Source organism: Streptomyces sp. NPDC059037, from assembly GCF_042740015.1.
Lineage (GTDB): Bacteria > Actinomycetota > Actinomycetes > Streptomycetales > Streptomycetaceae > Streptomyces.
The window spans coordinates 1-23,651 of the sequence record NZ_JBHYIG010000106.1 but is presented as its reverse complement, the minus strand read 5'-3'; the positions used below and the strand labels follow the sequence as shown (position 1 = coordinate 23,651).

Here is a 23,651-nt window from a genome sequence, read left to right as displayed (position 1 = left end):
GCAGCACGACGGTGCGGGCCCCTCGCATATACGGGGACGCCTAACTCTCGGCGATCTGCTGCTCGTTCGGGATCGCCCCGCCGAAACGGCGGTCACGCGAGGCGTATTCGAGGCAGGCGCGCCACAGATCACGGCGGTCGAAGTCCGGCCACAGCACGTCCTGGAAGACCATCTCGGCGTAAGCGCTCTGCCACAGCAGATAGTTGGAGGTGCGCTGCTCGCCGCTGGGCCGCAGGAACAGGTCGACGTCCGGCATGTCCGGGTAGTACAGATACTTCGCGAAGGTCTTCTCGCTGACCTTCGACGGGTCGAGCCGCCCCGCCTTCACGTCCTCGGCGAGCGCCTGCGCGGCATCGGCGATCTCGGCCCGCCCGCCGTAATTCATGCAGAAGTACAGCGTCAGCTTGTCATTGCCCTTGGTCTGCTCCTGGGAGATCTCCAGCTCCTTGGCGACCGACTTCCACAGCTTGGGCATACGGCCCACCCAGCGCACCCGGATGCCGAGCTCGTCGAGCTGGTCGCGGGTCTTGCGGATGAAGTCGCGGTTGAAGTTCATCAGGAACTTCACCTCGTCCGGGGACCGCTTCCAGTTCTCGGTGGAGAAGGCGTAGAGCGAGATCGCCCCGACGCCCATCTCGATGCCGCCCTGCAGCACGTCCAGGACGCGCTCGGCGCCGACCTTGTGCCCCTCGGTGCGCGGCAGGCCGCGCTCCTTGGCCCACCGTCCGTTGCCGTCCATGACGATGGCGACATGCTTCGGCACCAACTCGCCGGGGATCTTCGGCGGCTTGACGCCCGTGGGGTGCGGCTCGGGGGTCTTGTACTCACGGCGGGACCGCCCGAGGATTCCGCGTCGTGACACTGCCATGGGGGGCTCTCTCCTAGCTGGCTTCAGTTCTTCTCTACGTACCGCAGTGAACGCAGTCCGCGCTCCAAGTGCCAATGCAGATAGGCGGAAACAAGTCCGCTGCCCTCCCTGGCATGCCGCGCCTCACACGCGTCCGCCGTGTCCCAGTCGCCGGTGAGCAGCGCGCCGAGCAGCGCGAGCGCCTCCGCCGACGGCACGACGCTGCCGGGCACCCGGCAGTCGACGCAGACCGAGCCGCCGGCCGCGACCGAGAAGAAGCGGTTGGGTCCCGGCATGCCGCACTTCGCGCAGTCCGTGAAGCTCGGCGCGTAGCCGTTCACGGCGAGGGAGCGGAGCAGGAACGCGTCGAGGATGAGATGCGGCTCGTGCTCACCGCGGGCGAGCGTCCGAAGCCCGCCCACGAGCAGCAGATACTGCTGCACGGCCGGCTCACCTTCATGATCGGTGAACCGCTCGGCGGTCTCCAGCATCGCCGTACCCGCGGTGTACCGCGCATAGTCGGTCACGATCCCGCTACCGTACGGAGCGATGGTCTCACTCTGTGTGCACAACGGAAGCCCGCGCCCGATGAGTTCACTGCCGCGCGCGAAGAACTGCACGTCGACATGGGAGAACGGCTCAAGGCGTGCCCCGAACTTGGACTTGGTCCGCCGCACACCACGGGCAACGGCCCGCACACGTCCGTGACCGCGTGTGAGCAGCGTGATGATGCGGTCCGCCTCACCCAGCTTCTGGGTGCGCAGCACGATGCCGTCATCACGGAACAGGCTCATGGGTTCATTCTCGCGTACGGCTTCGGCGGCCGGGGCCGGGGTGACCGTTCACCTCCGCGCACCCCCTGACCGAATCGCCCGCCCACTGACAAACTGCCCGCATGAAGAGTGACCTGTTCTCCACCGAGCACATGGTGCAGCCGTCCGCCGTCCCGGGGATGACCCTGCAGAACGCCAAGTCGATCAAGTACGCGGTGAACGGCGAGATGCACGCGCGCCAGGGCGCGATGATCGCCTACCGCGGCAGCCTGCAGTTCGAGCGCAAGAGCCAGGGCGTGGGCGGCATGCTCAAGCGGGCGGTCACCGGTGAGGGGCTGCCGCTCATGGCCGTGCGCGGCCAGGGCGAGGCCTGGTTCGCGCACGAGGCGCAGAACTGCTTCATCGTCGACATCGAGCCGGGCGACGCCCTCACCGTCAACGGCCGCAACGTCCTGTGCTTCGACGCGACGCTCTCGTACGAGATCAAGACCGTGAAGGGCGCAGGCGTCACCGGCGGCGGCCTCTTCAACAGCGTGTTCACGGGAGCGGGCCGCCTCGGGCTCGTCTGCGAGGGCAATCCGCTCGTGATACCCGTCTCGCCGCAGCAGCCGGTGTACGTCGACACGGACGCGGTGGTCGGCTGGACCGCCGGCCTCGACACCTCGCTGCACCGTTCGCAGTCGATCGGCTCGATGATCAGGGGTGGTTCCGGGGAGGCGGTCCAGCTCATGCTGCGGGGCGAGGGTTACGTCATCGTCCGGCCGAGCGAGGCGACCCCGGCCAAGCCCCAGCAGCACTGAACGCTTCGCTGTAAGGCCGGTGAGGAGTCTGCGGGCCGGTCCGTGGCCGGTCGCGCAGCTCCCCGCGCCCCTTACGGGGCACGACTCAGCGCGCCCGGTCTGGATTGCTGATCGTCTCCCAGGGCGCCAGGTTCCACGGGCTCGTGGTGTTCGCCGGGTCCAGGAGGGACTGGATGTGGGCGTCGGACGCGGACTGCGGGGCGGGGAAGTTCTGGTCCCGTGTGCCCTGGAGGTTGTTGCGCCAGATCTGCCTGCCCTGGAGGTAGTGGTCGGCGTACTCCTTCCAGGATCCATACGTTCCCGCCACCGCCGGCACGATGTCCTTGAGCAGGCGCCACGTGTCGGCCTCGCTGAGCATCCCGCAGGCGAACCCCCTGCGCGAGATGTCGACGTACAGCCCGACATCCCACGCGAGAGGCGCAAACCCGAGCACCCGCTGGAACTGCGCCCGGTAACCGAACCGCGCAAGCCGCCCGAGGCGCCCGATCAGCTTGTCGGGACCGGTGATCTCCCACTGCTCGGCCAGCCAGGCCTCGGCCTTGGCGTCATCGATGCGGGTGAACGGATACAGCGTCGTACGCGAGGCGTCCTTGTCCCTGCTGACCGGCGCGCTCAGCGACACCATCCAGAGCTGGTGCATGGTGAGCCGCGCCGGGTACTTGGACTCGGTCTTCGGCTTGCTCCACTTCCTCCATATCGCCATGCGCCCGCACCCTACGTCACGGCACTTCGCCCCGGCTTCGGGCGTTCGCATACGCCGTCGCGGCGCGCAGCCGCTCTGAAGTGGTCGCAGTCCTGAGCGCGTCCGGGGCGCAGTCCCACTCCCGGCCGCCGCCGAAGGGGCGCAGCTGGATGTAGGGGCCTTCGTAGCCCATGACTCTGCCGACCCGCCCGGTGCGGGTGTCCACGGCGTACGTACCGATGGGGAGCGCGCTGGCGTTCATGGCGCGACCCCCAGAGCGGCGGCCAGCCGGGCCGCCATGTCGACGCGACAGCCGCCCAATTCAATGAGCGGGCAGGGCGCTTCGCGGGCCAAAGATGTGGGGTCGATCCGCAATGACGGCAAAGTAATTCCCGCCCGCTGGAGTGCGGCGCGCAATTCTTTCATGGTTTCCTCCGCCTCTTCGACACAGACCGGCGCATGTGTCTTGTTCTCAGCCATCGGGTGGTTCCCCTTTGCCGTCGGATCTCACTCTTCGCATCCCTACGGTGACGGCATCCGCCTACAATCGGCAGGAGTCTGTCTCCTACAACTGCAGGGCAGGGACAAGGGGTTGGCCATGGCCAATGGTTCGAGGCAGGCGGCTTGGGAGTTCTTCGGAGCGGAGTTGAAGCGGCGCCGCGAGGATGCGGGACTTACGCAGTCGGCGCTGGGGGTACGGGTTTTCGTATCCGGCGGATACATCGGCCAATTCGAACAGGCAATTCGTAAGCCACAGTTGGATGTTGCGCAGAGGATCGACGAGGTTCTGCAACCCGACGGTATTTTCGAGCGGATGTGGCGCAAGCTCATCAAGGATCAGCCGTTTACGGAGTACTTCGCGCATGCCGCGGAGCTGGAGCGGCTGGCTACGGAGATCTGCGACTTCGCGCCCGCGGTGGTGCCGGGGCTGCTGCAGACCCCGGAGTACGCGCGGGCGGTCTTCCTGGGCAGCAACCCGCTCGCCACTGAGGAGTACATCGAGGAGCTGGTGCGGGCCCGCATGGACCGCGCGTTGCTCCTCAAGGACGCTGCACGGCCCGTGTATTGGGCGATCCTGCACGAGACGGTGCTGCGGGTCCCGGTGGGTGGGCCCGTCACAATGGCCCGGCAGCTGGATCACATCGCGTCGATGGTGCGCGAGCGCAAGGTGCTGGTCCAGGTGCTCCCGTTCGCGGCAGGGGCGTACTCGCCGATGGGCAAGATGATGTGGCTCATGGAGTTCGAGGATGCCCCGCCAACTGTCTATACAGAGGCGGTGTTTTCGGGAACCTTGCTTGACGATCCGGCTGTGGTGAAGCGGACGCAGGCGTCTTACGATCTACTCAGGGCCGTCGCGCTGTCGCCAGACGCGTCCCTGGACCTGATCGAGGCGGCGTCGGAGGACTACAGACGATGCGCGAGTACGACCTGAGCAACGCGAACTGGCGCAAGAGCAGCTACAGCGGCGGCGACGGCGGGGAGGCCTGCATAGAGGTCTCCTACGACTTCGTGGGCGCCGCCCAGTGGCGCAAGAGCAGCTATAGCAACGGCGAAGGCGGCAACTGCGTCGAGGTAGCCGCCGGAGTCCCCGGCATAGTCCCCGTCCGGGACAGCAAGAACCCCCAGGGCCCCGCCCTGTTCATCCACCCCGAAGCCTGGTCCGCGTTTGTCGCGGGGCAGCAAGCGGGTTGACTCCCAGTCCCCTGGAGATGATTGGGGCATGTCCAGCCCTCCCCGTGAGGAACGGATCTCGGCCGCGTTCGTCGACCTCGCCGACACCCTCGTACGCGACTTCGACGTCATCGGGTTCCTGCACACGCTCGCCGAGCACTGCGTGGATCTCCTGGACGTGTCCGCGGCGGGGGTGCTGCTGACCACGCCGGCCGGCCAGGTGGTGGACGCCGCCGCATCGGACGAGCGGACCCGCAAGCTGGAGATGAGCGGCATCGAGTGGGACGAGGGGCCGTGCCGGGACTGCGTGCTCGGCGGCGGTCTCCAGGTGCCCGACGTGCCGCTGGACACCGACACGGCCCGCAAGCGGTGGCCCCGATTCGCGCCGTACGCCGTGGAGTTGGGGCTGACCTCGGTGGTCGCGGCTCCGTTGCGGCTGCACGACCAGGTGATCGGCGCGCTGAACCTGTTCCGGAGCGAACCCGGCCCGCTGGACGCGCCCCAGCTGCGGCTCGGCCAGGCGCTTGCGGACACGGCCACCATCGGTGTGCTGCAACAGCGGGCGGTGAGCGAGCAGATGGTAGTGGCCGCGCAACTTCAGTCGGCCCTGGACAGCCGGATCGTGATCGAGCAGGCCAAGGGGTATCTCGCCCACCGCCGCAGGACCGGGGTGGATGAGGCGTTCACGGTGATGCGACGGTACGCGCGCAGTCACAACGCGCGGCTGACCGATGTCGCCCGACAGGTCCTGGAGGGCACGGCCGACCCCGTGTTGCTGGACCCAGGACGGTGAGGGGTGAGGGCGGTGCCGCTGCACGCGATGGCGTCGTATTTGCGGGCACTGCACACTCACTCGGGTCCGGGGCTTGCCCCGCTGCCCCTGCAGGCGTGCTCTGAAGCGCTGGGCCTCGACGGTCTCGCGCTGCTCCTCGCCCACGAGGGCAGTACTCCGGAGCTGGTGCAGTCCTTCGGTGAACGCACCGGTGCGCTGGAGGATCTGCAGTTCACCCAGGGGCATGGGCCGAGCCGGGACGCCGCCGAGGACGGCGCGCTGCTTCTGATGCCCGATCTGGGCGATGTGACAGGCTTCGCGGTCATGCGCTGGCCCGGACTGCCGCGCGCCGTCGAGGAGTTGGGCGTCGCGGCCGTGTTCGCCTTCCCGTTGCGGATCGGGGTGATCGCGCTGGGGGCGCTGACCGGGCACCGCACCACGCCGGGGCCGCTCGGCACCGATCAGCTCGCGGACGCGTTCGCGCTGGCGGACACCCTCTCCCAGGTCATCATCACGCTCACCGCCCGTCCGCTCCCCTCCTCCGATCTGCTCCTGGACGAGACCTGCCTGCACTTCGCGGAGGTCCACCAGGCGACCGGCATGCTCGCCGCGCAGCTGGAGATCCCCTGCGCGCAGGCGCTGATCCGCCTGCGCGCCTACGCCTACAGCCACAACCGCCGGGTGCTCTCGTGCGCCCATGACGTGCTCCAGTACCGGTTGGACCTCGGCGACCAGGACGGCAACGACGCGTGATCGCGGCGTCAGGGCTTGCGGGCCCTGACGCGCAGGCTCGGCTGGCTGTCGCTGCCCGCGAAGACGCCGCCGGGCCGCAGCACGCGGAACGCCTCGGCGAAGATGCGGTCCTGGAGTGCGTCGGTGGGCACGTGGTGCAGCATCGTGAAGCAGACGACGGAGGAGTAGGTGTCGTCAGGGAGCGGCATGTCGGAGCCGTCGGCGTGCAGGATGCGGGCCCGGTCGCCCCACTGGCGCCGCAGCAGCCCTGCCGTGTCGCCGTCGATCTCGACGGCGGTGAGGCGGGGCACTTGGTCGACGAGTACGTGCAGATTGGCCCCGTACCCCGGACCGATCTCCACGACGTCCTCGCCGAGTTCGACGTCTTCCAGGGCCCAGGGAAGAAGACGGTCCTTCACGGCCTCGGCCCATTGCTGGGAGCTGCACAGCTTGCGGTGTGCTCGGTTCATCGGCATACGACGACGCTAGGTCCGGGCCCGAGGTGTCCGACACGGGCTAGGCTGCCGTCCCATGTCGCAGACCGGACACGAGACCGGAGACCCGACGGGACACCCCCACCCCCGACAGGCGCTGACGGCGATCTTCGTGGGCGACTTCACGATGCCGCGCGGTCTGCGCTTCGCCACGCACCACCACCCGCTGCATCAACTCGCCTGGTCGGCAAGGGGCTTGCTCCGCATCAGAACCGCGACCGGCTCCTGGCTGCTGCCGCCCACGCTCGCACTGTGGATCCCGGCGGGGCTGCCGCACGCGACGGAGGCGGCGGGCGACACGGTGATGCGCAGCCCGTACATCGAACCGGCGAGCTGCCCCGCGGCGGCGTCGTGGACGGAGCCGACGGTCCTTGCGGCGGGCCCGCTCCTGCGCGCCCTGATCGACCACTTGCTCCGCACGGATCTGGACGTGGCCGCACGGGCCCGCGCGGAGCGGGTGCTGCTCGACGTGCTCCACCCCGTCCCGGTGACGAGCATCTCCGTGACGGAGCCGAAGGACCCACGGGCGAGGGAGGTGGCGCGAGCCCTGGCGGCCAACCCCTCGGACGGCCGCCCACTGGAGGCCTGGGGCCGGACGGCAGGCGCGAGCGCCCGCACGCTCGCGCGCGCCTTCTCGTCCGGCACGGGCCTGGCGTTCGGCCAGTGGCGGGAGCGCCTTCGCATGCAGGCGGCGATGCCGCTGCTGGCGGACGGCATGACGATCGAGGCGGTGGCGGCGCGGGTCGGCTACGCCTCGGCGAGTTCGTTCGTGGCGGCGTTCCACCGCATCGTGGGTCTGACGCCGCGCCAGTATTTCCCGGTGCGGCAGGAGGGCGGCCGGGGCTAGCGTTCGCGCATGCCCGAACTCCAGCGCCTCCGCGCCGACCACGCCCCGGCCCTGCTCGCCTTCGAGCAGGAGAACCGCGCGTACTTCGCCAAGTCGGTCCCCGACCGCGGCGACACCTACTTCACCGATTTCGAGGCCCGCCACGCGTCCCTCCTCGCCGAACAGGCGGCCGGGGTATGCCACTTCCACGTACTGGTGGGAGACGGCGGCGAGATCCTCGGCCGGGTCAACCTGATCGACGTGACCCCGGACGGCGAGGCGGAGCTGGGCTACCGCATGGCGGAGAGCGCGGCGGGCCGGGGCCTGGCGACGCGCGCGGTACGCCAGGTGTGCGTGCGGGCGGCCGAGGAGTACGGCCTGCGCGAGCTGCGGGCGGAGACCACTCTCGACAACCCGGGCTCGCAGACGGTCCTGACGCGAACGGGCTTCGTGGCGGCGGGCGAACTGGCCGACCTGGACGGCCGCCCAGGCATCCACTACGTACGCAGGCTGCCTTAACAGCCCCAGCCCCGCCGCCGCCGGACGATCGGCCAGTGGCTGACCTAGAAGGTAAGCACTGAAGGCCTAGCGCTCTCCGGTACGGAAGTTGAGGGCGATGAGCAGCCCGCAGGTGAGGGCCGCGAGTGCCGCCATGCCCGAGAGGATCACGGGCGGGGAGAGCGCGCCGGCGCCGGACAGGAGCGCCACCGCGTACGGGGTGAACATGCCGACGTACGCCGCCGTCCAGAAGTACGCGGTGATGCGGGCCAGGCGCCGGGGCGGGGCGATGGCCGTGACCTCGGTGAGACCGTGGGTGAGGGCCAGGCCGTATCCCGCGCCGAGTATCGCCGCGGCCGCGAGGGCGAGGAGCTGCTGGTCGGCCTTCACCGCCGGTACGGCCAGGGCGAGGCCCGCCGTGATGGCCGTCAGCGCGGCCACCGCCGTGGCCAGACGGTGCCGCGCAGCCAGAAGGCGGGCCGCCGGCTGGATCAGCAGACCGGCGCCGGGGACGACGGCGGTGGCCACGCCGGTGTAGACGAGGCCGCCGTGGACCAGGGCGGGGAGCGTGACGAAGCCGGTCGCGGGGGCGGCGAAAATCCAGGGGGCCAGCGGCAGAACGGCCCGCCGGAAGTGCTTCCCGGGGCGAGCGCCGCCGTCGGTCGGGCTCGCCCCGGCGGGGACGGAGGGGTGACGCGGAACGGCGGGGCGACTCGGACCGGCAGGGCGACTCAGACCGGCCGGGCGACTCAGACCGGCCGGGCTGCCAACACCGGCCGGGCTGCCAAGACCGGCGGGAATGGTCTCCGGGGACCGCCGCGCCGCCAGCCCTGCGCCCGCCGCCAGCAGCACGTGGGGCAGATACGCCGTGATCAGCGGATGCGGTGCCCACTCCGCGATCAGCGCCGCCGCGAGGCCACCCGACGCGAAGCCCGCCGACACGAAGAGGCCCGCCCGGCGGGAGGCCTTGGACGTGGGGCCGCCCTCGGCGACGTACGGCGGAGAAGAGAGTTCCTTGATCCACGCGCTGCCCGCCGCGAGCAGCGCGCCCGCACTGACGCCCGTCAGAAAGCGACCCGGCGGCATCCACGCGGTGGCCCCCGCGCCCAGCATCAGCAAGCCGGTGGAAACGAGGTTCAGGGCCAGCGCGGTCAGGGCGACCGGGCGGCGGCCGATACGGTCCGCCAGCGGTCCGCCGACCAGGAGGCCGGGGATGAGGCCGATGACGTACAGGGCGAAGAGGCCGGTCACCGCCGACTCGGAGAAGCCGAGCTCGGAGCGGTAGGCGCCGAGGAGGGCGGAGAACTGGTTGGCGCTCCAGCCGGAGGCCATCATGATCCAGCCCGTCCGGAGTCCATGGCTCGGGACGGGCGCGGGTGGCTGATCCATCGGGGCGAGATGCGGGGCGGTGGTGCTCATGAGGCCCAGTTCTATGGCTGCCCGGCGCCCGCCCGCCGCCTGCGTTCACGATTCGTAAATGCCGTGCGGCCTCCGGCCATCACCCCGTTTACGCTGGTCCGCATGGCCTCCGCACCCCTCGACCTGCGACTCCTGTCGTCGTTCCTGGCAGTGGTCGAGGAGGGTCACTTCGGGCAGGCAGCAAGGCGCCTCTTCCTCTCCCCGCCGGCCGTGACGCAGCACGTCCGCCGCCTGGAGACGGAACTCGGCACGCGGCTGCTCGACCGCACGGGCAGCCCCGTGGTCCCCACCCCGGCGGGCACCCGCTTGGCCGGGCACGCGCGCGTGCTGCTCGCCGCGTCGAACGCGGCGCTCGACGACCTGGCCGAGGCGACGACGCCCCCTGCCGGGCGGCCGCTGCGGGTCGGCATCATGGGCCACGGCTCGGCGGAGCTGACCCCGGCGTCGATCAACGCGTTCCGCCGCGCACGCCCCGAAGTTCCCATTGAGATACGCCAGTTGGACTTCACGGAACACGTCACGGCCCTGACGGAGGACCGAGTGGACGTGGCCTTCGTCCGCCCGGGCCCCGACGACGAACGGATCACGGCCGATGTCCTGACGACGGAGCAGCGCATCGTGGTCGTTCCGGAGGGCTCCGCCCTGGCCGACGCCCGCCTGACCGGTGCGACGGTCGCCGACATCGCCGACCTCCCGTTCTTCCGCGTCCCCGGCCACACGCCGCGCACCTTCACGGACTACCTCTACTTCGACCACGAGGCCAGGCGCCGCGGCACGGCGTACGCGGTGACCCCGCAAGAGGCCCTGACCGGGGTGATCACCGGCACGGCGGCGGGCTCGGGCCTCAAGTCCTTCGCCCGCTACTACGCCTGGCCCGGCGCGGCCTTCGTACCGATCCTGGACGCCCCGTGGGTGAGCAGCTACCTGGCGGTACGCACGAACGACGACAACCCGGAGGTCCGCATCTTCCGCGCCCTGACGGTCGCCCTGTCCCACGACCCGACCCTGACGGCAGCCATCCGGGGTCCGTCATCGGACGTTGCGCAGCCTGCTCGTCACGGGGCCTCACCCCACCCCCCGCACCCCCTGCCCCGCCCGCGCCTCGATCCCCCTGAAGTGATCCGCCATCGCCCGCTGGGCCCGGGGCACGTCCCGGGCCCGTAGCGCCGTCACGATGTCCCGGTGTCTGCTCACCGTCAGCTCCGGGGCGGGGTCGTTCGACCAGCCTCGGACGCCTGCCACCCGGTGGAAGACGTTCCAGAACGCGGTCAGGAGCTGTGGCACCAGTTCGTTGCCCAGGGAGCGGTACAGCGTCTCGTGGAACTCTCGGTCCAGGTCGGGGAAGGCGGTGCCCTCCCCTGCCGCCTGTTCCATCTTTCCTACCAGTGCCTCCAGTTCGGACAGCTCGCCGTCCGTGAGGAGGAACGCGACCCGGCGTATCAGGCCCTCCTCCAGGACCTCTCGGAGTTGGAGGATTTCCGCCAGTGCGTGGGTGTCGTCCGACAGTTGGAGCAGGGTTCGGAACGTCAAGCCGTCCGCGAGAGGTGTCAGTGAAGCCTGGCCCACGTACGTGCCGTAGCCGTGTCTGATCTCCACTATGTCCAGCGCCTGAAGCGCCTTCAGCGCCTCCCGCACCGAGTTCCTGCTGACTCCCAAATCCTCCATCAGCTCCGCCTCGGTGGGCAGCAACGCGCCCGGCCGAAGTCGCCGATCGAGGATCAACTGCATGACAGCGCGCTGGACTTGGCTGCCCACGCGCCGTTCGCGGACTGGCTCCTGAGGCATGCGGCACATCGTAGGCACGGATGACATCCCACGTCCCACCTCTGGATCGAGATCATCTGCGCAAGCGTCAAAACGGCGCGGAATCCGATAAATGCGCGATCTCTTGACCGGCCCTCGCGGCGCTCTTATGGTCGCCACGCCACCACGACGTAGGACGTGGGATCTCTCAAGGAGCAAGGGAGACACAGTGAGCGACCAGAAGACCAGCACCGGCTCCACCCGACCCGCACCCGACCGCCGCTCCTTCCTCAAGTACACGGGTGCCCTTGGCGCTGCCGCGGCCATCACCACCACGCTCTCCGCCTGTTCGTCGGGGCCCGAGTCCACCAATGAGGCGGGCGGGGACGGCGACAAGGGTGGGGGTTCCACGCTCACCGCCGTCATCGGCTATGGAAACGACGGCAGTTGGGATCCGACGCAGACCGCGTCCGCGTTCGCGATGGCCGGCAACGAGCACATCTACGAAGGGCTCCTCGGCACCGACCCCATCACCCGCGAGCCGTACGCCGCCCTCGCCACCGAGGTCCCCACCGACCCCAAGGCGACCACCTGGAAGTTCACCCTGCGCGCGGGCGCCAAGTGGCACGACGGGAAGCCCGTCACCGCCGACGACGTCGTCTTCGTCTTCGACCGGATTCTCGATCCGAAGACACAGACCCTGGCCAAGGGCTTCTTCGAAAGCTGGCTCAAGGGTGTCAAGAAGGTTGATGCGACGAGTGTTGAGCTGACGCTGAAATTCCCCTTCCCCGACGGGGTCGCCCGGCTCTCCCTCGCCAAGATCATGCCTAAGCACGTCTTCTCCAAGCCCGGCGCCTGGGACGAGGCGACCAAGGGCAAGGCGATCGGCTCGGGACCGTACAAGCAGGCCTCGCACGCCCCGAAGTCCAACACCACCTTCGAGGCGTTCGACGACTACAACGGACCCCGCAAGGCCGCCTTCAAGAAGATGAACTGGCTGACCATCGTGGACGCCGCACCCCGCGTCGCGAAGATCTCCGGCGGCAGCGCGGACTCGGAGATCGCGGACAACATTCCGTACGCCAACATCAGCCAGTTGGAGAAAGGCGGGCTCACCGTCGAGGGCGGGGCAGGGATGAACAACCTGTTCCTGATGTTCAATACCGCGCACAAGCCCTTCGACGACGTGCGTGTGCGACAGGCGCTGCACTATGCCATCGACACGGAGAAGATGATCGAGGTCGCCCTCAAGGGGCACGGCAAGGCGTCGACTTCGTTCCTCAACGAGTCCAATCCCGCCTACCGGCCCGCCAAGACGGTCTACGCGTACGACCCGAAGAAGGCGAAGCAGCTTCTGGAGGACGCCGGGGTCAAGGATCTGACCGTCAACCTGATGGCCGTGAACGTGAGTTGGATCGTCGACTGTCTTCCGACCATCAAGGCCTCGTGGGATGCGATCGGCGTGAAGACCACGCTCGATCCTCAGGAGACCACCGCCGTCTTCACCAAGATGGATCAGAAGAAGGACTATCAGGTCGTGGCCGCCGCCTCGAATCCCAATCAGTTCGGGATCGATGCCGATCTGATCATGCATTACAACTACGGGCCCGAGAACCTGTGGATGGGCTACGCCCGCTGGGCCGGCAACTCCACCGCCAAGAAGCTCTTCAAGGACATGGACCAGGCCACGCGCGAGCCCGACGCGGGCAAGAAGAAGGCCATGGTGCAGGACTACATCGACATCGTCGCCCAGCAGGCCGTGATCTATCCGGTCGTCCACAACGAGCTGATGACCGCCTGGGACCCGAAGAAGCTCACCGGCATCAAGGCCCAGCCCTACCCCGGGATCAATCTCCTCCAGGCCAAGTGGGCCAACTAGCCCCGCCTGTCGGCCCGTAAGACCGTTGGGAGTCGTACGAACGTGACCGCGATCGTCAGAATCCTGGCCCGCCGCATCGCCCTGCTCGTCCCGCTGCTGCTCGGCATCGTCCTGTTCGTCTTCCTCGTGATGCGGTTCTCGGACATCGATCCGGCCTCGGCATTCTTCCAGGGCGCCAATCCGACCCAGGAGCAACTGCACCAGTTCCGCGAGGAGAACGGGCTGCTCGATCCGCTGCCGGTGCGCTACGTCGCCTTCGTGGGCGACCTGGCCCAGGGCGACATGGGCATCAGCGTGCTCACCCGCTCACCGGTGGTGGACCAGGTCACCACCGCGCTTCCGCTCACCGTGCAGCTGACCTTCATGGGGCTCGGCATTGCGGTGGTCATCTCGCTGCTGCTCGGCGTGACCGCCGCGATCTACCGTGACCGGCTGCCGGACCAGCTGATCCGCGTCGTCTCGCTGACCGGTGTGGCGGCGCCCGGCTTCTGGCTCGCGCTGCTCATGATCCAGTATCTGGCGGTGGAGGCGGGCTGGTTCCCGACCGGCGGCTACGTCAACCCCGGCGATTCGCTGAGCGGTTGGCTCAAGACCATGACGCTGCCCGCCTTCGCGCTCTCCCTGCCCGTGGCCGCGGGGCTCACCCGCATCATCCGTACGGCCGTGGTCGAGGAGCTCGACAAGGACTACGTACGGACGGCGATCGGCAGCGGCCTGCCGCCGGTCGTGGTCGTCGGCCGCAATGTGCTCCGCAACGCGCTCATCAACCCGCTCACCGTGCTCGGCCTGCGCGTCGGCTATCTGCTCGGCGGCGCGGTCGTCATCGAGACGATCTTCTCGCTGCCGGGGATGGGGAAGCTGATGATCGACGCCGTGAAGAACGGCGACCCGGCCGTCGTGCAGGGCGTCGTCATCACCACCGCCGTCGGATTCGTCGTCGTGAACCTCGTCCTCGACATCCTCCATCTGCTGGTCAATCCGCGCCTGAGGGGGGCCGCTTGATGATCACGTCGCGCAAGGCACTGGCCGAGCGGCTCTCGCGGCCCGGCATCCGGTTGAAGTCCCTGCGCCGGCTGCCCCTCCTCTCCCGGTTCGCGGTCGGCGTCGTAGGCGTCGTCGTGCTCGTGGCGCTCTTCGCACCGCTGCTCGCCCCGCACGACCCGCTCGACCAGCAGCCGCAGATCGACGGCACCGGACATCCGTCCGGCGGCCACTGGATGGGGCAGGACAGCCTGGGCCGGGACATCCTCAGCAGGCTGATGTACGGGGCGCGCTGGTCCCTGGCGATCGGGCTCGGGGCGACGCTCCTCGCCCTGATCGTCGGCGCGGTGCTCGGCGCGATCGCGGCGACCTCGCGCAAGGCCGTCGACGAGACGCTGATGCGGTGCCTGGATGTGGTGATGGCGTTCCCGGGGATCGCGCTCGCCGCCGTGCTCGTCGCGGTCTTCGGAGGCGGCATCCTCGTCCTGATCTGCGCCATCGCCTTCCTGTTCACGCCACCCATCGCACGGGTCGTACGGGCGAATGTGATGGATCAGTACGGCGAGGACTATGTCGTCGCCGAGCGCATCGTCGGCGCCCGTACCCCGCACATCCTCATCAAGCACGTCGCCATCAACTGCGCCGCCCCCATCCTGGTGTTCTGCACGGTGCAGGTCGCCGAGGCCATCGTCTTCGAGGCCTCGCTGTCCTTCATCGGCGCCGGCGTCCGGCCCCCGGACCCGTCCTGGGGCAGCGTCATCGCCGACGGCAAGAACATGGTGCTGCTCGGCGGCTGGTGGGCGACGGTCTTCCCCGGCCTCCTCATGCTGATCACCGTCCTCGCCCTGAACATCCTCTCCGAGGGCGTATCGGACGCCTGGGCGGCGCCCGCGACCCGCGACGTGCCGGGCGCGGCCCGCAAGGAGGACCGGATCGAAGCTCCCGAGCCGGGCAGCGGCAAGGTCCTTGAGCTGCCGGGGCTGACCGAGGCGGCCCGGCGGCTGCGCTCCCGCGCACGACCGCTGCCGGAGGGGACACCGGTCCTGACGGTCTCCGGCCTCACCATCGGCTTCGACGCCCGGCACGGCGGCGTGGACATCGTCGACGGCATCAGCTTCCACGTGCGGCCGGGCGAAGTCCTCGGCCTGGTGGGCGAGTCGGGCTGCGGCAAGTCGCTCACCGCGCTGACCGTGATGGGCCTGGAGCCCAAGGGCGCCCGCATCGGCGGCCAAGTCACCTTCGACGGCGAGCAGTTGATCGGCATGCCGATGCGCGCCCGCAGGCGGCTGCTCGGCCACGACATGGCGATGATCTACCAGGACGCCCTGTCGTCCCTGAACCCCGCGATGACGGTACGCGCCCAGCTCAAACAGGTCGTACGGCGAGGAGGGCGCCGCACGGCGGTCGAACTCCTCGAACTGGTCGGCCTCGACCCGGACCGCACCCTGCGCAGCTACCCGCACGAACTGTCGGGCGGCCAGCGCCAGCGCGTACTCATCGCGATGGCGCTCTCCCGCGACCCGAAACTGATCGTCGCCGACGAACCGACGACGGCCCTGGACGTCACCGTCCAGGCCCAGGTGATCCAGCTCCTCCTGCGGCTGCGCGAGGAGCTGGGTTTCGCGCTGATCCTCGTCTCGCACGACCTGGCGCTCGTCGCCGACGTCACCGACCGGGTCGTCGTGATGTACGGCGGGCAGATCGTCGAGACGGGCGTGACGGCGGACCTGGTCGAGTCGCCGTCCCACCACTACACGCGCGGCCTGCTGGGCTCGGTGCTCTCCCTGGAGTCGGCGGCACAGCGCCTCACCCAGATCAAGGGCGTCGTCCCGTCGCCCGCCGACTTCCCCGCGGGGTGCAGGTTCGCCGACCGGTGCCCGCTCGCCAGTGAGGTGTGCCGCACGACGGCGCCCGAACTCCTGGGCGGGGCACGGCATTCCATCGCCTGCCACCATCCGGCCGTCGAACCGCCCCGGCTGCCGGAACCCAGGGGAAGCGAGGCCCTGAAGTGACCCAGACCCCGACCGATGCATCCCCTGACTCCCCCGGCTCCCCTGACTCCCTGATTTCCCTCTCCGACGCGCATGTCGTGCACCGGGCCCGCTCCGGCGGCCTGTTCTCCCGGGACCGTGTGTACGCCCTGACCGGCGCCGACCTCTCCATCGCACCCGGCGAGACCGTGGGCGTCGTCGGCGAGTCGGGGTGCGGCAAGTCGACCCTGGCGAAGGTGCTCGTGGGGGTGCAGCGCCCCACGGCCGGCACGGTGTCCTTCCGCGGCCGGGACCTGTGGACGATGAAGCCCGCCGAGCGGCGCGCCGCGATCGGCCGGAACACCGGCATGATCTTCCAGGACCCTTCGACGGCGCTGAACCGCAGACTGCCGGTGCGGCAGATCCTCCGGGACCCCCTGGACGTACACAGGATGGGTACGTCCGCTCAACGCGAGGAGCGGGTGCGGGAGTTGATGTCGCTGGTGGGCCTCCCGAAGGTGCTCGCCGACGGCCTGCCCGGACAACTGTCGGGCGGCCAGCGCCAACGCGTGGCGATCGCCCGTGCCCTGGCGCTCGAACCGGAGCTGGTGGTCGCGGACGAGCCGACCAGCGCGCTTGACGTCTCCGTACGCGCCCAGATCCTCAACCTCCTCCTCGACCTGAAGGAACGCCTCGGCCTCGCCCTGGTGTTCGTCTCGCACGACATCCAGACGGTGCGGCGGATGAGCGACCGGGTGATCACCATGTACCTGGGCAGAATCGTGGAGGAATCCCCGGCCGAGGAGATCCTGGACCGGGCCAGGCACCCGTACACACGGGCGCTCTTCTCCGCGACCCCCGGCCTGCTCGACCCCATCGACCCGATCCCGCTGGTCGGCCCGGTCCCGTCGGCCACCCGGCCGCCGAGCGGCTGCCCGTTCCGTACGAGGTGCTGGAAGGCGGACGAGAGCTGTGCCGCCGCCATGCCGGACTTCGCGTCGACGGAGGGGTCCGGGCACCGCTACCGATGCCACCATCCCGTGCGGGACGGCCAGTCCACGCACGAGCTCGTCATCCAGTCCGCCGCCACGGACACAGCGTCAAGGGAGCCTCAATGACCATTCCCGCCCCGCTTACCGGTGTCATTCCGCCCGTCTGTACTCCACTGACACCGGACCGTGAGGTGGATGCTTCGTCGCTCGTGACCCTCGTGGACCATCTCGTGACCGGGGGTGTCGACGGGCTCTTCGTGCTCGGCTCGACGTCCGAGGTGGCGTTCCTTACGGACCGGCAGCGGAGGAAGGTCATCGACACGGTGGTGGGCCATGTCGGGGGTCAACTCCCCGTCCTGGCAGGGGTGATCGACACGGCCACGCCCCGGGTCCTCGACCACGTCCGTTCGGTGACGGACGCGGGAGCGGACGCGGTGGTGGTGACCGCTCCGTTCTACACGCGCACCCACCCCGCGGAGATCGCCCGCCACTTCCGGCTGATCGCCGCGGGGTCGACGGTGCCGGTCTTCGCGTACGACTTGCCCGTCGCCGTCCATTCGAAGCTGGGCGCGGGTCTTGTCCTCGACCTGGCGGCGGAGGGGGTGCTCGCCGGTCTGAAGGACTCCAGCGGGGACGAGGGGAGCTTCCGGGAGGTGATCCTGGGGGCGCGTGCGCGAGGGGATGTGAGTGGGTTCAGTGTGCTGACGGGGTCGGAGACGACGGTGGACGCGGCGCTTTCGATGGGGGCGGACGGGGTGGTGCCGGGGCTCGGCAACGTCGACCCCGAGGGGTATGCGCGGCTCTATCGCTACTGCCGGGAAGGGGACTGGGCGTTGGCGCGGGCCGAGCAGGAGCGGCTGTGCGGTCTCTTCGGGATGGTGCGGGTGGGGGACCCCGCCCGGATGGGCGGCAGCTCGTCCGGGCTCGGGGCGTTCAAGGCGGCGCTGCAGCTGCGCGGCGTGATCGCGTGTGCGGCGACCGCGGAGCCGCAGGTGCCGTTGTCCTCTGGGGAGGTTGAGCGGGTGGGGAAGTTTCTGGCGGGGGCGGGGTTGCTGTAGCGCTCAAGCCCGCCGCTTCGCGGCGGATCTTTTCCCGCCCACCCACCCGATTACCCGGCAGCGGCCCCGGTCTGCCGGCACGCCGTCGTCGGCCGCGCCGCCATACCGCCGCTTCGCGGCGAGTTTTCCCGCCCACCCGCCCGATTGCCCCGAAGTTGCCCGCCCACCCGTCAGTAGGTCTTCGAGCCCGGCCGCAGGTATTTCAGCCCGTCCGGCGTTTGAGGACGGACTCGGCGGAGCCGGTGATCTACGGCCACCTCGCGGCCGGCGGAGCCGGAAGGTTCGGGAAGGGGCGGGGTTGGGGAAAGGCCCCGCAGGGACCGCCTCAGCCCTGCGACCCCGCCGCCCCACCCGGCCGCACCAACCCCGACTCGTACGCCACAATCACCAGCTGCGCCCGGTCCCGCGCCCCCAACTTCCCCATGATCCGGCTGACATGCGTCTTCGCGGTCAGCGGACTCAGCCCCAACGCCTCCGCGATCTCCGTGTTGTTCAGGCCCCGCGCCACCAGCGAAAGCACCTCACGCTCCCGCTCGGAGAGCCCCTCGGGCCCGCCCGCCCCCAGCCCCACCGGAGCGGACGGCGCCCGCAGCACGCGGGCGATGAGGCGGGACGTCGGGCCCGGCGACAGCAGGGACTCCCCCGCCGCCACCGTGCGAATCGCATCGAGCAGCTCCGCCGGCTTCGTGTCCTTGACCAGGAAGCCCGACGCCCCCGCCCGCAACGCGTCGACGACATGCTCATCGGTGTCGTACGTCGTCAGCATCAGCACCTTCACGCCCGCCAGATCCTCGTCCTTGGCCAGCAGACGCGTCGCCTCGATGCCGTCCAGATCCGGCATGCGGATGTCCATGACGATGAGATCGGCCCGCTCGGAGCGGGCGAGGTCGACGGCCGCGCGGCCCGTCTCCGCCTGCCCGACCACCTCCATGTCCGGCGCCGACTCCACGAGCAGCGCGAACGCCGCCCGTACGAGCGTCTGATCGTCGGCGAGCAGCACACGGATCGTCATCGGAGGCCTCCCACGGGCACCAGGGGCAGTACGGCGTCCACCATGAAACCGCCCTCGTCCCGAGGCCCCGCCTCCAGGGTGCCCCCCACGCTGCGGGCCCGCTCGCGCATGCCGACGAGGCCGAAGCCGGGCGTGTGGTCCGGATCGCGTACGGCACGCCCGTCATCCGTGACCGTCACCCGCAGCGCCGCGTCCTCGGTGTGTACGCCCACCCGGATGGTGAGGCCGGGGCCCCCGTGCCGGACGGCGTTGGTCAGGGCCTCCTGGACGATGCGGTACGCGGCGGCGCCGACGGCGGGCGGCGGGTCCGCCGGAGTCTCGTGCACCGCGAGGTCGACCGCGGCGCCGGAGATCCGGGCGGCCTCCGCCAGATCGGTCAGGCCGTCGAGGCCGGGCAGCGGCCCGCGCGACTCGTCGGTATCCGACCTCAACACCTCCAGCGTGGCCCGGAGTTCGCCGCGTGCGGACCTGCAGGTGTCTGCGATGTCGTCAAGGGCCTTGGCGACCGCCTTCCGGTCGAGCCGCTCCGGATCGGCGGCCAGCACGTGCGCCGCGACGGAGGTCTGGACGCCGACCAGGGTGATGCTGTGCGCCAGCAGATCGTGCAGATCGCGGGCGACCCGCAGCCGCTCCTCGGCGACGCGCCGCCGCGCCTCTTCCTCGCGCGTACGTTCAGCCCGCTCGGCACGTTCCACGACGGAGGCCACGTACTGCCGATGGATGCGCACATACACCCCGAGGAGCAGCACGGCCACGATCCAGCCGGAGATCCGCAGCACCTCCGTGACCTGGTACGGGGCGACGCTCGCGTTGATCGCGAGCGGGACGCCGACGACGGTGAGGCCGGTGAGCAGGGCGCGGCGGGGGCGGCCGGTGGCCGCGACGGTGTAGAGGGCCAGCATCTCCACCGGGACGGCGGCGATGTCCGTGAACTCGGCGGTGTGGTACGGCACGACGAAGGCGGCGACGGCGAGCAGCACCAGCTGAGGGCTGCGCCGCCGCCACACGATGGGGATGTTGGCGGCCATGAGGAGGGCCCACCCGATGGCGTCCGGGCGGTGCTCGTCCTTCACGAACGCGGCGAGGAGCGCCGCGAGCAGGGCGACCGCCGCCGCGAGGACGGCGTCGTCCCGCAGGGCCCTTCGGCTGCCGGGGGCCGCGCCGCTGAACGGCAGGAGCCCCGCGCCGTCGAACCCCCGCGCCTCGTCCCGCTCCTCTGAACCGTTCTGAACCCGCAGGTTTTCCACCACCGCTCGATCCTCCCGTACGTCGCTTGCCCCGTGGGGGCTCCTCCGCTCAGCAGCCGGACGGGCCGGAGTCCATCCAGCCCGCCCGGCTCCGAGGACGAACTCGGCGGCTACGAGACCGGAACCCGGGGTGCGTCCGCCCCCTTCGCCACCGCCGCGGGACGCGACAGCGGTCCGGGCCACCAGACCTTCCGGCCCAGGGCCACACTCGCACTCGTCACCAGGTAGGTCCGCACCAGGAAGGTGTCGAGGAGCACTCCGACCGCGATCACGAAGCCCAGCTCGACCAGCTGCACCAGCGGCATGCTGGTCAGCACGGCGAACGTGGCGGCGAGGACGAGCCCGGCCGATGCGATGACCCCGCCCGTCGTGCGCAGCGCGGTCAGGGCGGCGTCGCCCGGCTCCGCACCGGCCAGGGACTCCTCGCGCATGCGGTGCATCAGGAAGATGCCGTAGTCGACGCCGAGGGCGACGAGGAAGACGAAGGAGAGCAGACCCAGACCGGGGTCCGTGCCCTCCAGGCCGAGGAGCGGTTCGAAGACGAGTCCTGCGATGCCGAGGGACGCGCCCCAGACCGCGACCACCGCGGCGAGCAGCAGCAGCGGTGCGACGAGGCTCCGCAGCAGCGCCACGAGGATCAGCAGGACCGCGGCGAGCACCAGCGGCACGACGATGTTCCGGTCACGGGCGTTGGTGTCCTTCAGGTCGATCTGCTGGGCGCTCGCCCCACCGACGTACGAGGAATCCAGGTCCGACCGCAGGGACTCGATGGTCGCCGTCTCGCCCGCCGACTGCGGCGCGGAGGAGGCGATGACGGAGATCTCCGTCCAGCCCTTCGCAGTACGTCCCTTGGCCGCGCTGTCCACGCCCTTCGTGTCCTGGATCCGGGTGAGCGCTGCGCCCGCGTCCTCGGTGGGCGTCATCACGGTGATCGGCTGGCTGCCCCGCTCGGGGTAGGCCTTGGCGAGCGTCTCCATGGCGGAGACCGAGTCGGGCGTCTTGGTGAAGGAGTCCTCCTGCTTCAGGGCTCCGGGCAGGTTCAGCGCGCCGAGCGCCAGCGCGCCCAGGAGCACCGCGCCACCGGCGAGGACCGTCAGCGGCCTGCGCCCGGCCGAGCTGCCCATCATGGAGAAGAGGCTGCGGCGCTGCTTGGGCTCGCTGCCGAACGCGGGAATCAGCGGCCAGAACACCTTCCGCCCGAGGAGGACGAGGATCGCGGGCAGCAGCGTCAGCATCGAGGCGAGCGCGCAGAGCACACCCACCGTGCCGAGCGGGCCCATGCCCCGGCTGCTGTTGAGGTCCGCGGCGAGCAGGCAGAGCAGACCGGCCGCGACCGTGCCGGACGAGGCGAGCACGGCGGGGCCGCAGCCGCGCAGGGCGGCCACCATCGCGTCGTAGGGGCGCTCGATGCGGCGCAGTTCCTCCCGGTAGCGGGCGACGAGCAGCAGTGCGTAGTCGGTGCCCGCGCCGAAGACGAGGATCGTCATCACGCCCGAGCTCTGGCCGGTGACGGCGGTGCCGAACCATTCGTGCAGTCCGTACGCGATGGCCATCGCGAGGTAGTCCGCGAGGCCGGCGACGGCGAGCGGAACCAGCCACAGGAACGGGCTGCGGTAGATCAGGATCAGGAGGAGCGCGACCACGCCTGCCGTGGTGTAGAGCAGCGGCCCGCCCAGCGAGTCGTAGACCTTGCCCGCGTCGGTGCCGAACGCCCCGTCGCCGCCCACCTCGACGCTCAACCCGCCCTGGCCTTCGGCGACTTCGCGGACGTCATCGACGAGCGCGTCCCGCTTCTTCTCGTCCTGGCCTGGCTCGGTGCTCGCCACCGGGTACATCAGCGTGGTGCCGTCCTTGGACGGTACGGCGCGCGGCTCGGAGGTCAGCTTGTGGGCGCCCTGGATCTCGGCGACCTGGTCCGCCGCGGTCTTGCGGTCGGCGGCGGTCAGACCGCTGTCGCGGTGGTAGACGAGCACCATCTCGGTGGCCTCACCGCCGGGCAACTGGTCTTCCAGTTCGGCGACTTGGGTGGAGTCGGCGCTTGCGGGGAGGTAGTCGACGACGCGGTCCTGCTGGGTGTCGGCCAGTTTCGCCGCGAAGGGCGCGGCGAGCGCGATGACGCCGATCCACAGCACGAGGAACACCCAGGGCACGGCTCGTCGCCGTCGAGCGGTGGTCTGTTCGGCCCGCATGACAGGCCTCCTTCCGGCAGGTTGGCAGGTTCAGCGCCAACCCTCCCGGAATCGGGGGGCCAATCCGTCGGGCCGGAGGGCGAGTTGGGCCGTACACCCCAGGGAGTCAAGGGGAGATAAATACTCCCGGGGGAGTACTGCGGCCGCGTACGAGCGGGCCGCCGCCCCTTGCCGGGCCCGCCCGCTACGACTGCGTCGTCCGCGCCGCCACCAGGAGCCGGGTCACCTCGTCGGCGCCGATGGTCAGCGCCCCGCCCGCCGTGCCGAGCACCTCGCGCTCGGCGGGGGTGTAAGGGCCGTCGGCGAGGGCGATCCGCGCGCCCTGCAGCAGCAGCGACTCGCGTCCGGCGGGAGCGAGGTGCGGGGCCAGCGGGCCGAGCGCCTCGTGCAGCTCTATGGCCAGACCCGGCACATAGTCCCCTGCCGTGGCCCGCCCGGTGTCGGCGGCGAGCGCCTCGACGAGCGCGACGAGCTGTTCCTCGCAGCAGTCGTCGTATCCGGCGGCGCGCAACGTCGCGACGGCGGCGTCGAGCGTCGTGCGCGACGAGGTGCCGCCGGCGGAGAGGACCGCGAGGACGACGGTGTGCACGGCGTCGCGCACCATCGCGGAGAGCCGGGTGGTCGTGGGATGGCCGAGAACATCCGTACCGAAGTGGTCCTGGCAGGCGGCGCATTCGACGATGGGGCCCGTGGTGCCGCGGGGCAGCACGGGCACACCGAGGAGGACGAAGCGGCGACGCCCTGTGCGCCGCTGGTAGTTGCGGTCGCCACCGCAGCCGGGGCAGAAGAACTCGCCGTCCCCGACGGTGGTCCAGGCCGTATGCACGCCGATCACGCGCCTGCGCAGCACCCGCGCGCGGGACACGGGCGTGGCGAAGATGCGGGATTCCCGGCCGTTTCGTCCCCGATCTGGCAGCACCACGCACCTCCGTAACGCCCCGGCAACATTGCCTGGTTGGGCGTGATGTTAGCCACATCGTTGATGTGACGTCAGCACCCTGTGCGAGAGATGGCCGGTAGACGACCAGAGCGCGGGGGCGCACAGAAGCGCCGGACGGGCTCAGAA

25 protein-coding genes are annotated in these 23,651 nt (G+C 70.2%); 13 read left to right on the top strand and 12 right to left on the bottom strand.

Features of this window, described 5'->3' with window-relative positions:
• Positions 1-40: 40 nt before the first annotated feature.
• Positions 41-868 carry an isoprenyl transferase gene (locus ACFWY6_RS22245; protein WP_360762209.1) on the bottom strand — a complete coding sequence of 276 codons (828 nt, stop codon included), beginning with the start codon at positions 866-868 and terminating at the stop codon, positions 41-43.
• A 23-nt stretch (positions 869-891) separates the two neighbouring features.
• On the bottom strand, positions 892-1,641 hold the full coding sequence (gene recO / locus ACFWY6_RS22240) for a DNA repair protein RecO (RefSeq protein WP_361817979.1): 750 nt from the start codon (positions 1,639-1,641) through the stop codon (positions 892-894).
• 101 nt (positions 1,642-1,742) lie between these two features.
• On the opposite strand from recO, the gene ACFWY6_RS22235 reads away from it, so the two are divergent.
• Complete coding sequence (locus ACFWY6_RS22235; protein WP_384693006.1) at positions 1,743-2,420, top strand: AIM24 family protein; 678 nt, start codon at positions 1,743-1,745, stop codon at positions 2,418-2,420.
• 85 nt (positions 2,421-2,505) lie between these two features.
• On the opposite strand, the gene ACFWY6_RS22230 is transcribed toward ACFWY6_RS22235, so the two are convergent.
• The 3 genes from ACFWY6_RS22230 to ACFWY6_RS22220 are packed head-to-tail and all read right to left on the bottom strand — an operon-like array spanning position 2,506 to position 3,582.
• A complete protein-coding gene (locus ACFWY6_RS22230; protein ID WP_384693003.1) occupies positions 2,506-3,123 on the bottom strand; it encodes a DUF1266 domain-containing protein in 618 nt (205 codons plus the stop codon).
• 16 nt (positions 3,124-3,139) lie between these two features.
• Complete coding sequence (locus ACFWY6_RS22225; protein WP_384693000.1) at positions 3,140-3,364, bottom strand: hypothetical protein; 225 nt, start codon at positions 3,362-3,364, stop codon at positions 3,140-3,142.
• Positions 3,361-3,582, bottom strand: a complete 222-nt coding sequence (locus ACFWY6_RS22220) for a hypothetical protein (RefSeq protein WP_384692997.1) — start codon at positions 3,580-3,582, stop codon at positions 3,361-3,363. Before ACFWY6_RS22220 ends, ACFWY6_RS22225 begins: the two co-directional genes overlap by 4 nt.
• Positions 3,583-3,700: 118 nt before the next feature.
• On the opposite strand from ACFWY6_RS22220, the gene ACFWY6_RS22215 reads away from it, so the two are divergent.
• From ACFWY6_RS22215 to ACFWY6_RS22200, 4 genes are read left to right on the top strand one after another with little or no spacing between them, the layout of a single operon-like run.
• Entirely contained in the window at positions 3,701-4,534 is an 834-nt protein-coding gene (locus ACFWY6_RS22215) for a helix-turn-helix domain-containing protein (RefSeq protein ID WP_384692994.1), read from the top strand.
• Positions 4,516-4,794 (top strand): DUF397 domain-containing protein, encoded by a 279-nt coding sequence (locus tag ACFWY6_RS22210; protein ID WP_384692991.1) that lies wholly within the window; start codon positions 4,516-4,518, stop codon positions 4,792-4,794. Before ACFWY6_RS22215 ends, ACFWY6_RS22210 begins: the two co-directional genes overlap by 19 nt.
• Before the next feature lie 28 nt (positions 4,795-4,822).
• The gene (locus ACFWY6_RS22205) at positions 4,823-5,566 is read left to right on the top strand and encodes an ANTAR domain-containing protein (protein ID WP_384692989.1); all 744 of its coding nucleotides are present in this window, start codon (positions 4,823-4,825) and stop codon (positions 5,564-5,566) included.
• A 12-nt stretch (positions 5,567-5,578) separates the two neighbouring features.
• Complete coding sequence (locus ACFWY6_RS22200; protein ID WP_384692986.1) at positions 5,579-6,298, top strand: ANTAR domain-containing protein; 720 nt, start codon at positions 5,579-5,581, stop codon at positions 6,296-6,298.
• 8 nt (positions 6,299-6,306) lie between these two features.
• On the opposite strand, the gene ACFWY6_RS22195 is transcribed toward ACFWY6_RS22200, so the two are convergent.
• Positions 6,307-6,753: a class I SAM-dependent methyltransferase gene (locus ACFWY6_RS22195; protein ID WP_384692983.1), complete on the bottom strand. Its 447-nt coding sequence runs from the start codon at positions 6,751-6,753 to the stop codon at positions 6,307-6,309.
• A 55-nt stretch (positions 6,754-6,808) separates the two neighbouring features.
• On the opposite strand from ACFWY6_RS22195, the gene ACFWY6_RS22190 reads away from it, so the two are divergent.
• Together ACFWY6_RS22190 and ACFWY6_RS22185 are read left to right on the top strand one after the other, a co-directional pair.
• Positions 6,809-7,618: an AraC family transcriptional regulator gene (locus ACFWY6_RS22190; protein WP_384692980.1), complete on the top strand. Its 810-nt coding sequence runs from the start codon at positions 6,809-6,811 to the stop codon at positions 7,616-7,618.
• A 9-nt stretch (positions 7,619-7,627) separates the two neighbouring features.
• Positions 7,628-8,116, top strand: coding sequence for a GNAT family N-acetyltransferase (locus ACFWY6_RS22185; RefSeq protein WP_384692977.1), 489 nt, complete (start codon positions 7,628-7,630; stop codon positions 8,114-8,116).
• A gap of 66 nt (positions 8,117-8,182) precedes the next feature.
• On the opposite strand, the gene ACFWY6_RS22180 is transcribed toward ACFWY6_RS22185, so the two are convergent.
• Complete coding sequence (locus ACFWY6_RS22180; RefSeq protein ID WP_384692974.1) at positions 8,183-9,514, bottom strand: MFS transporter; 1,332 nt, start codon at positions 9,512-9,514, stop codon at positions 8,183-8,185.
• Between the two features lie 102 nt (positions 9,515-9,616).
• On the opposite strand from ACFWY6_RS22180, the gene ACFWY6_RS22175 reads away from it, so the two are divergent.
• The gene (locus ACFWY6_RS22175) at positions 9,617-10,678 is read left to right on the top strand and encodes a LysR family transcriptional regulator (protein ID WP_384692971.1); all 1,062 of its coding nucleotides are present in this window, start codon (positions 9,617-9,619) and stop codon (positions 10,676-10,678) included.
• Here ACFWY6_RS22175 and ACFWY6_RS22170 read toward each other — a convergent pair.
• Positions 10,580-11,308: a FadR/GntR family transcriptional regulator gene (locus ACFWY6_RS22170; RefSeq protein WP_384693031.1), complete on the bottom strand. Its 729-nt coding sequence runs from the start codon at positions 11,306-11,308 to the stop codon at positions 10,580-10,582. The two genes, ACFWY6_RS22175 and ACFWY6_RS22170, sit on opposite strands and share 99 nt — an antisense overlap.
• 178 nt (positions 11,309-11,486) lie before the next feature.
• Between ACFWY6_RS22170 and ACFWY6_RS22165 the strand changes: the two genes are divergently transcribed.
• From ACFWY6_RS22165 to ACFWY6_RS22145, 5 genes are read left to right on the top strand one after another with little or no spacing between them, the layout of a single operon-like run.
• Entirely contained in the window at positions 11,487-13,136 is a 1,650-nt protein-coding gene (locus ACFWY6_RS22165; protein WP_384692968.1) for an ABC transporter substrate-binding protein, read from the top strand.
• A gap of 42 nt (positions 13,137-13,178) precedes the next feature.
• Complete coding sequence (locus ACFWY6_RS22160) at positions 13,179-14,138, top strand: ABC transporter permease (RefSeq protein WP_384692964.1); 960 nt, start codon at positions 13,179-13,181, stop codon at positions 14,136-14,138.
• Positions 14,138-16,129 (top strand): dipeptide/oligopeptide/nickel ABC transporter permease/ATP-binding protein, encoded by a 1,992-nt coding sequence (locus tag ACFWY6_RS22155; protein ID WP_384692961.1) that lies wholly within the window; start codon positions 14,138-14,140, stop codon positions 16,127-16,129. Before ACFWY6_RS22160 ends, ACFWY6_RS22155 begins: the two co-directional genes overlap by 1 nt.
• A 53-nt stretch (positions 16,130-16,182) precedes the next feature.
• Positions 16,183-17,205 carry an oligopeptide/dipeptide ABC transporter ATP-binding protein gene (locus tag ACFWY6_RS22150; protein WP_384693028.1) on the top strand — a complete coding sequence of 341 codons (1,023 nt, stop codon included), beginning with the start codon at positions 16,183-16,185 and terminating at the stop codon, positions 17,203-17,205.
• Positions 17,202-18,137, top strand: coding sequence for a dihydrodipicolinate synthase family protein (locus tag ACFWY6_RS22145; RefSeq protein ID WP_384692958.1), 936 nt, complete (start codon positions 17,202-17,204; stop codon positions 18,135-18,137). The genes ACFWY6_RS22150 and ACFWY6_RS22145 overlap by 4 nt, the downstream gene beginning before the upstream one ends.
• 325 nt (positions 18,138-18,462) lie before the next feature.
• Here ACFWY6_RS22145 and ACFWY6_RS22140 read toward each other — a convergent pair whose 3' ends face one another.
• From ACFWY6_RS22140 to ACFWY6_RS22125, 4 genes are all read right to left on the bottom strand, one after another.
• Entirely contained in the window at positions 18,463-19,149 is a 687-nt protein-coding gene (locus tag ACFWY6_RS22140; protein ID WP_384692955.1) for a response regulator, read from the bottom strand.
• The gene (locus tag ACFWY6_RS22135; protein WP_384693025.1) at positions 19,146-20,324 is read right to left on the bottom strand and encodes a sensor histidine kinase; all 1,179 of its coding nucleotides are present in this window, start codon (positions 20,322-20,324) and stop codon (positions 19,146-19,148) included. The genes ACFWY6_RS22140 and ACFWY6_RS22135 overlap by 4 nt, the downstream gene beginning before the upstream one ends.
• 182 nt (positions 20,325-20,506) lie before the next feature.
• Positions 20,507-22,585 (bottom strand): MMPL family transporter, encoded by a 2,079-nt coding sequence (locus tag ACFWY6_RS22130; RefSeq protein ID WP_384692952.1) that lies wholly within the window; start codon positions 22,583-22,585, stop codon positions 20,507-20,509.
• Positions 22,586-22,769: 184 nt separating this feature from the next.
• Positions 22,770-23,504 (bottom strand): TerB family tellurite resistance protein, encoded by a 735-nt coding sequence (locus ACFWY6_RS22125; RefSeq protein WP_384693022.1) that lies wholly within the window; start codon positions 23,502-23,504, stop codon positions 22,770-22,772.
• Positions 23,505-23,651 lie beyond the last annotated feature (147 nt).

Excerpts from the sequence above, each read along its gene's own strand:
- ACFWY6_RS22245 (WP_360762209.1), bottom strand. The coding sequence starts at position 868 with ATGGCAGTGTCACGACGCGGAATCCTCGGGCGGTCCCGCCGTGAGTAC.
- recO (WP_361817979.1), bottom strand. The coding sequence starts at position 1,641 with ATGAGCCTGTTCCGTGATGACGGCATCGTGCTGCGCACCCAGAAGCTG.
- ACFWY6_RS22235 (WP_384693006.1), top strand. The coding sequence starts at position 1,743 with ATGAAGAGTGACCTGTTCTCCACCGAGCACATGGTGCAGCCGTCCGCC.
- ACFWY6_RS22230 (WP_384693003.1), bottom strand. The coding sequence starts at position 3,123 with ATGGCGATATGGAGGAAGTGGAGCAAGCCGAAGACCGAGTCCAAGTAC.
- ACFWY6_RS22225 (WP_384693000.1), bottom strand. The coding sequence starts at position 3,364 with ATGAACGCCAGCGCGCTCCCCATCGGTACGTACGCCGTGGACACCCGC.
- ACFWY6_RS22220 (WP_384692997.1), bottom strand. The coding sequence starts at position 3,582 with ATGGCTGAGAACAAGACACATGCGCCGGTCTGTGTCGAAGAGGCGGAG.
- ACFWY6_RS22215 (WP_384692994.1), top strand. The coding sequence starts at position 3,701 with ATGGCCAATGGTTCGAGGCAGGCGGCTTGGGAGTTCTTCGGAGCGGAG.
- ACFWY6_RS22210 (WP_384692991.1), top strand. The coding sequence starts at position 4,516 with ATGCGCGAGTACGACCTGAGCAACGCGAACTGGCGCAAGAGCAGCTAC.
- ACFWY6_RS22205 (WP_384692989.1), top strand. The coding sequence starts at position 4,823 with ATGTCCAGCCCTCCCCGTGAGGAACGGATCTCGGCCGCGTTCGTCGAC.
- ACFWY6_RS22195 (WP_384692983.1), bottom strand. The coding sequence starts at position 6,753 with ATGCCGATGAACCGAGCACACCGCAAGCTGTGCAGCTCCCAGCAATGG.
- ACFWY6_RS22190 (WP_384692980.1), top strand. The coding sequence starts at position 6,809 with ATGTCGCAGACCGGACACGAGACCGGAGACCCGACGGGACACCCCCAC.
- ACFWY6_RS22185 (WP_384692977.1), top strand. The coding sequence starts at position 7,628 with ATGCCCGAACTCCAGCGCCTCCGCGCCGACCACGCCCCGGCCCTGCTC.
- ACFWY6_RS22180 (WP_384692974.1), bottom strand. The coding sequence starts at position 9,514 with ATGAGCACCACCGCCCCGCATCTCGCCCCGATGGATCAGCCACCCGCG.
- ACFWY6_RS22175 (WP_384692971.1), top strand. The coding sequence starts at position 9,617 with ATGGCCTCCGCACCCCTCGACCTGCGACTCCTGTCGTCGTTCCTGGCA.
- ACFWY6_RS22170 (WP_384693031.1), bottom strand. The coding sequence starts at position 11,308 with ATGTGCCGCATGCCTCAGGAGCCAGTCCGCGAACGGCGCGTGGGCAGC.
- ACFWY6_RS22155 (WP_384692961.1), top strand. The coding sequence starts at position 14,138 with ATGATCACGTCGCGCAAGGCACTGGCCGAGCGGCTCTCGCGGCCCGGC.
- ACFWY6_RS22145 (WP_384692958.1), top strand. The coding sequence starts at position 17,202 with ATGACCATTCCCGCCCCGCTTACCGGTGTCATTCCGCCCGTCTGTACT.
- ACFWY6_RS22140 (WP_384692955.1), bottom strand. The coding sequence starts at position 19,149 with ATGACGATCCGTGTGCTGCTCGCCGACGATCAGACGCTCGTACGGGCG.
- ACFWY6_RS22130 (WP_384692952.1), bottom strand. The coding sequence starts at position 22,585 with ATGCGGGCCGAACAGACCACCGCTCGACGGCGACGAGCCGTGCCCTGG.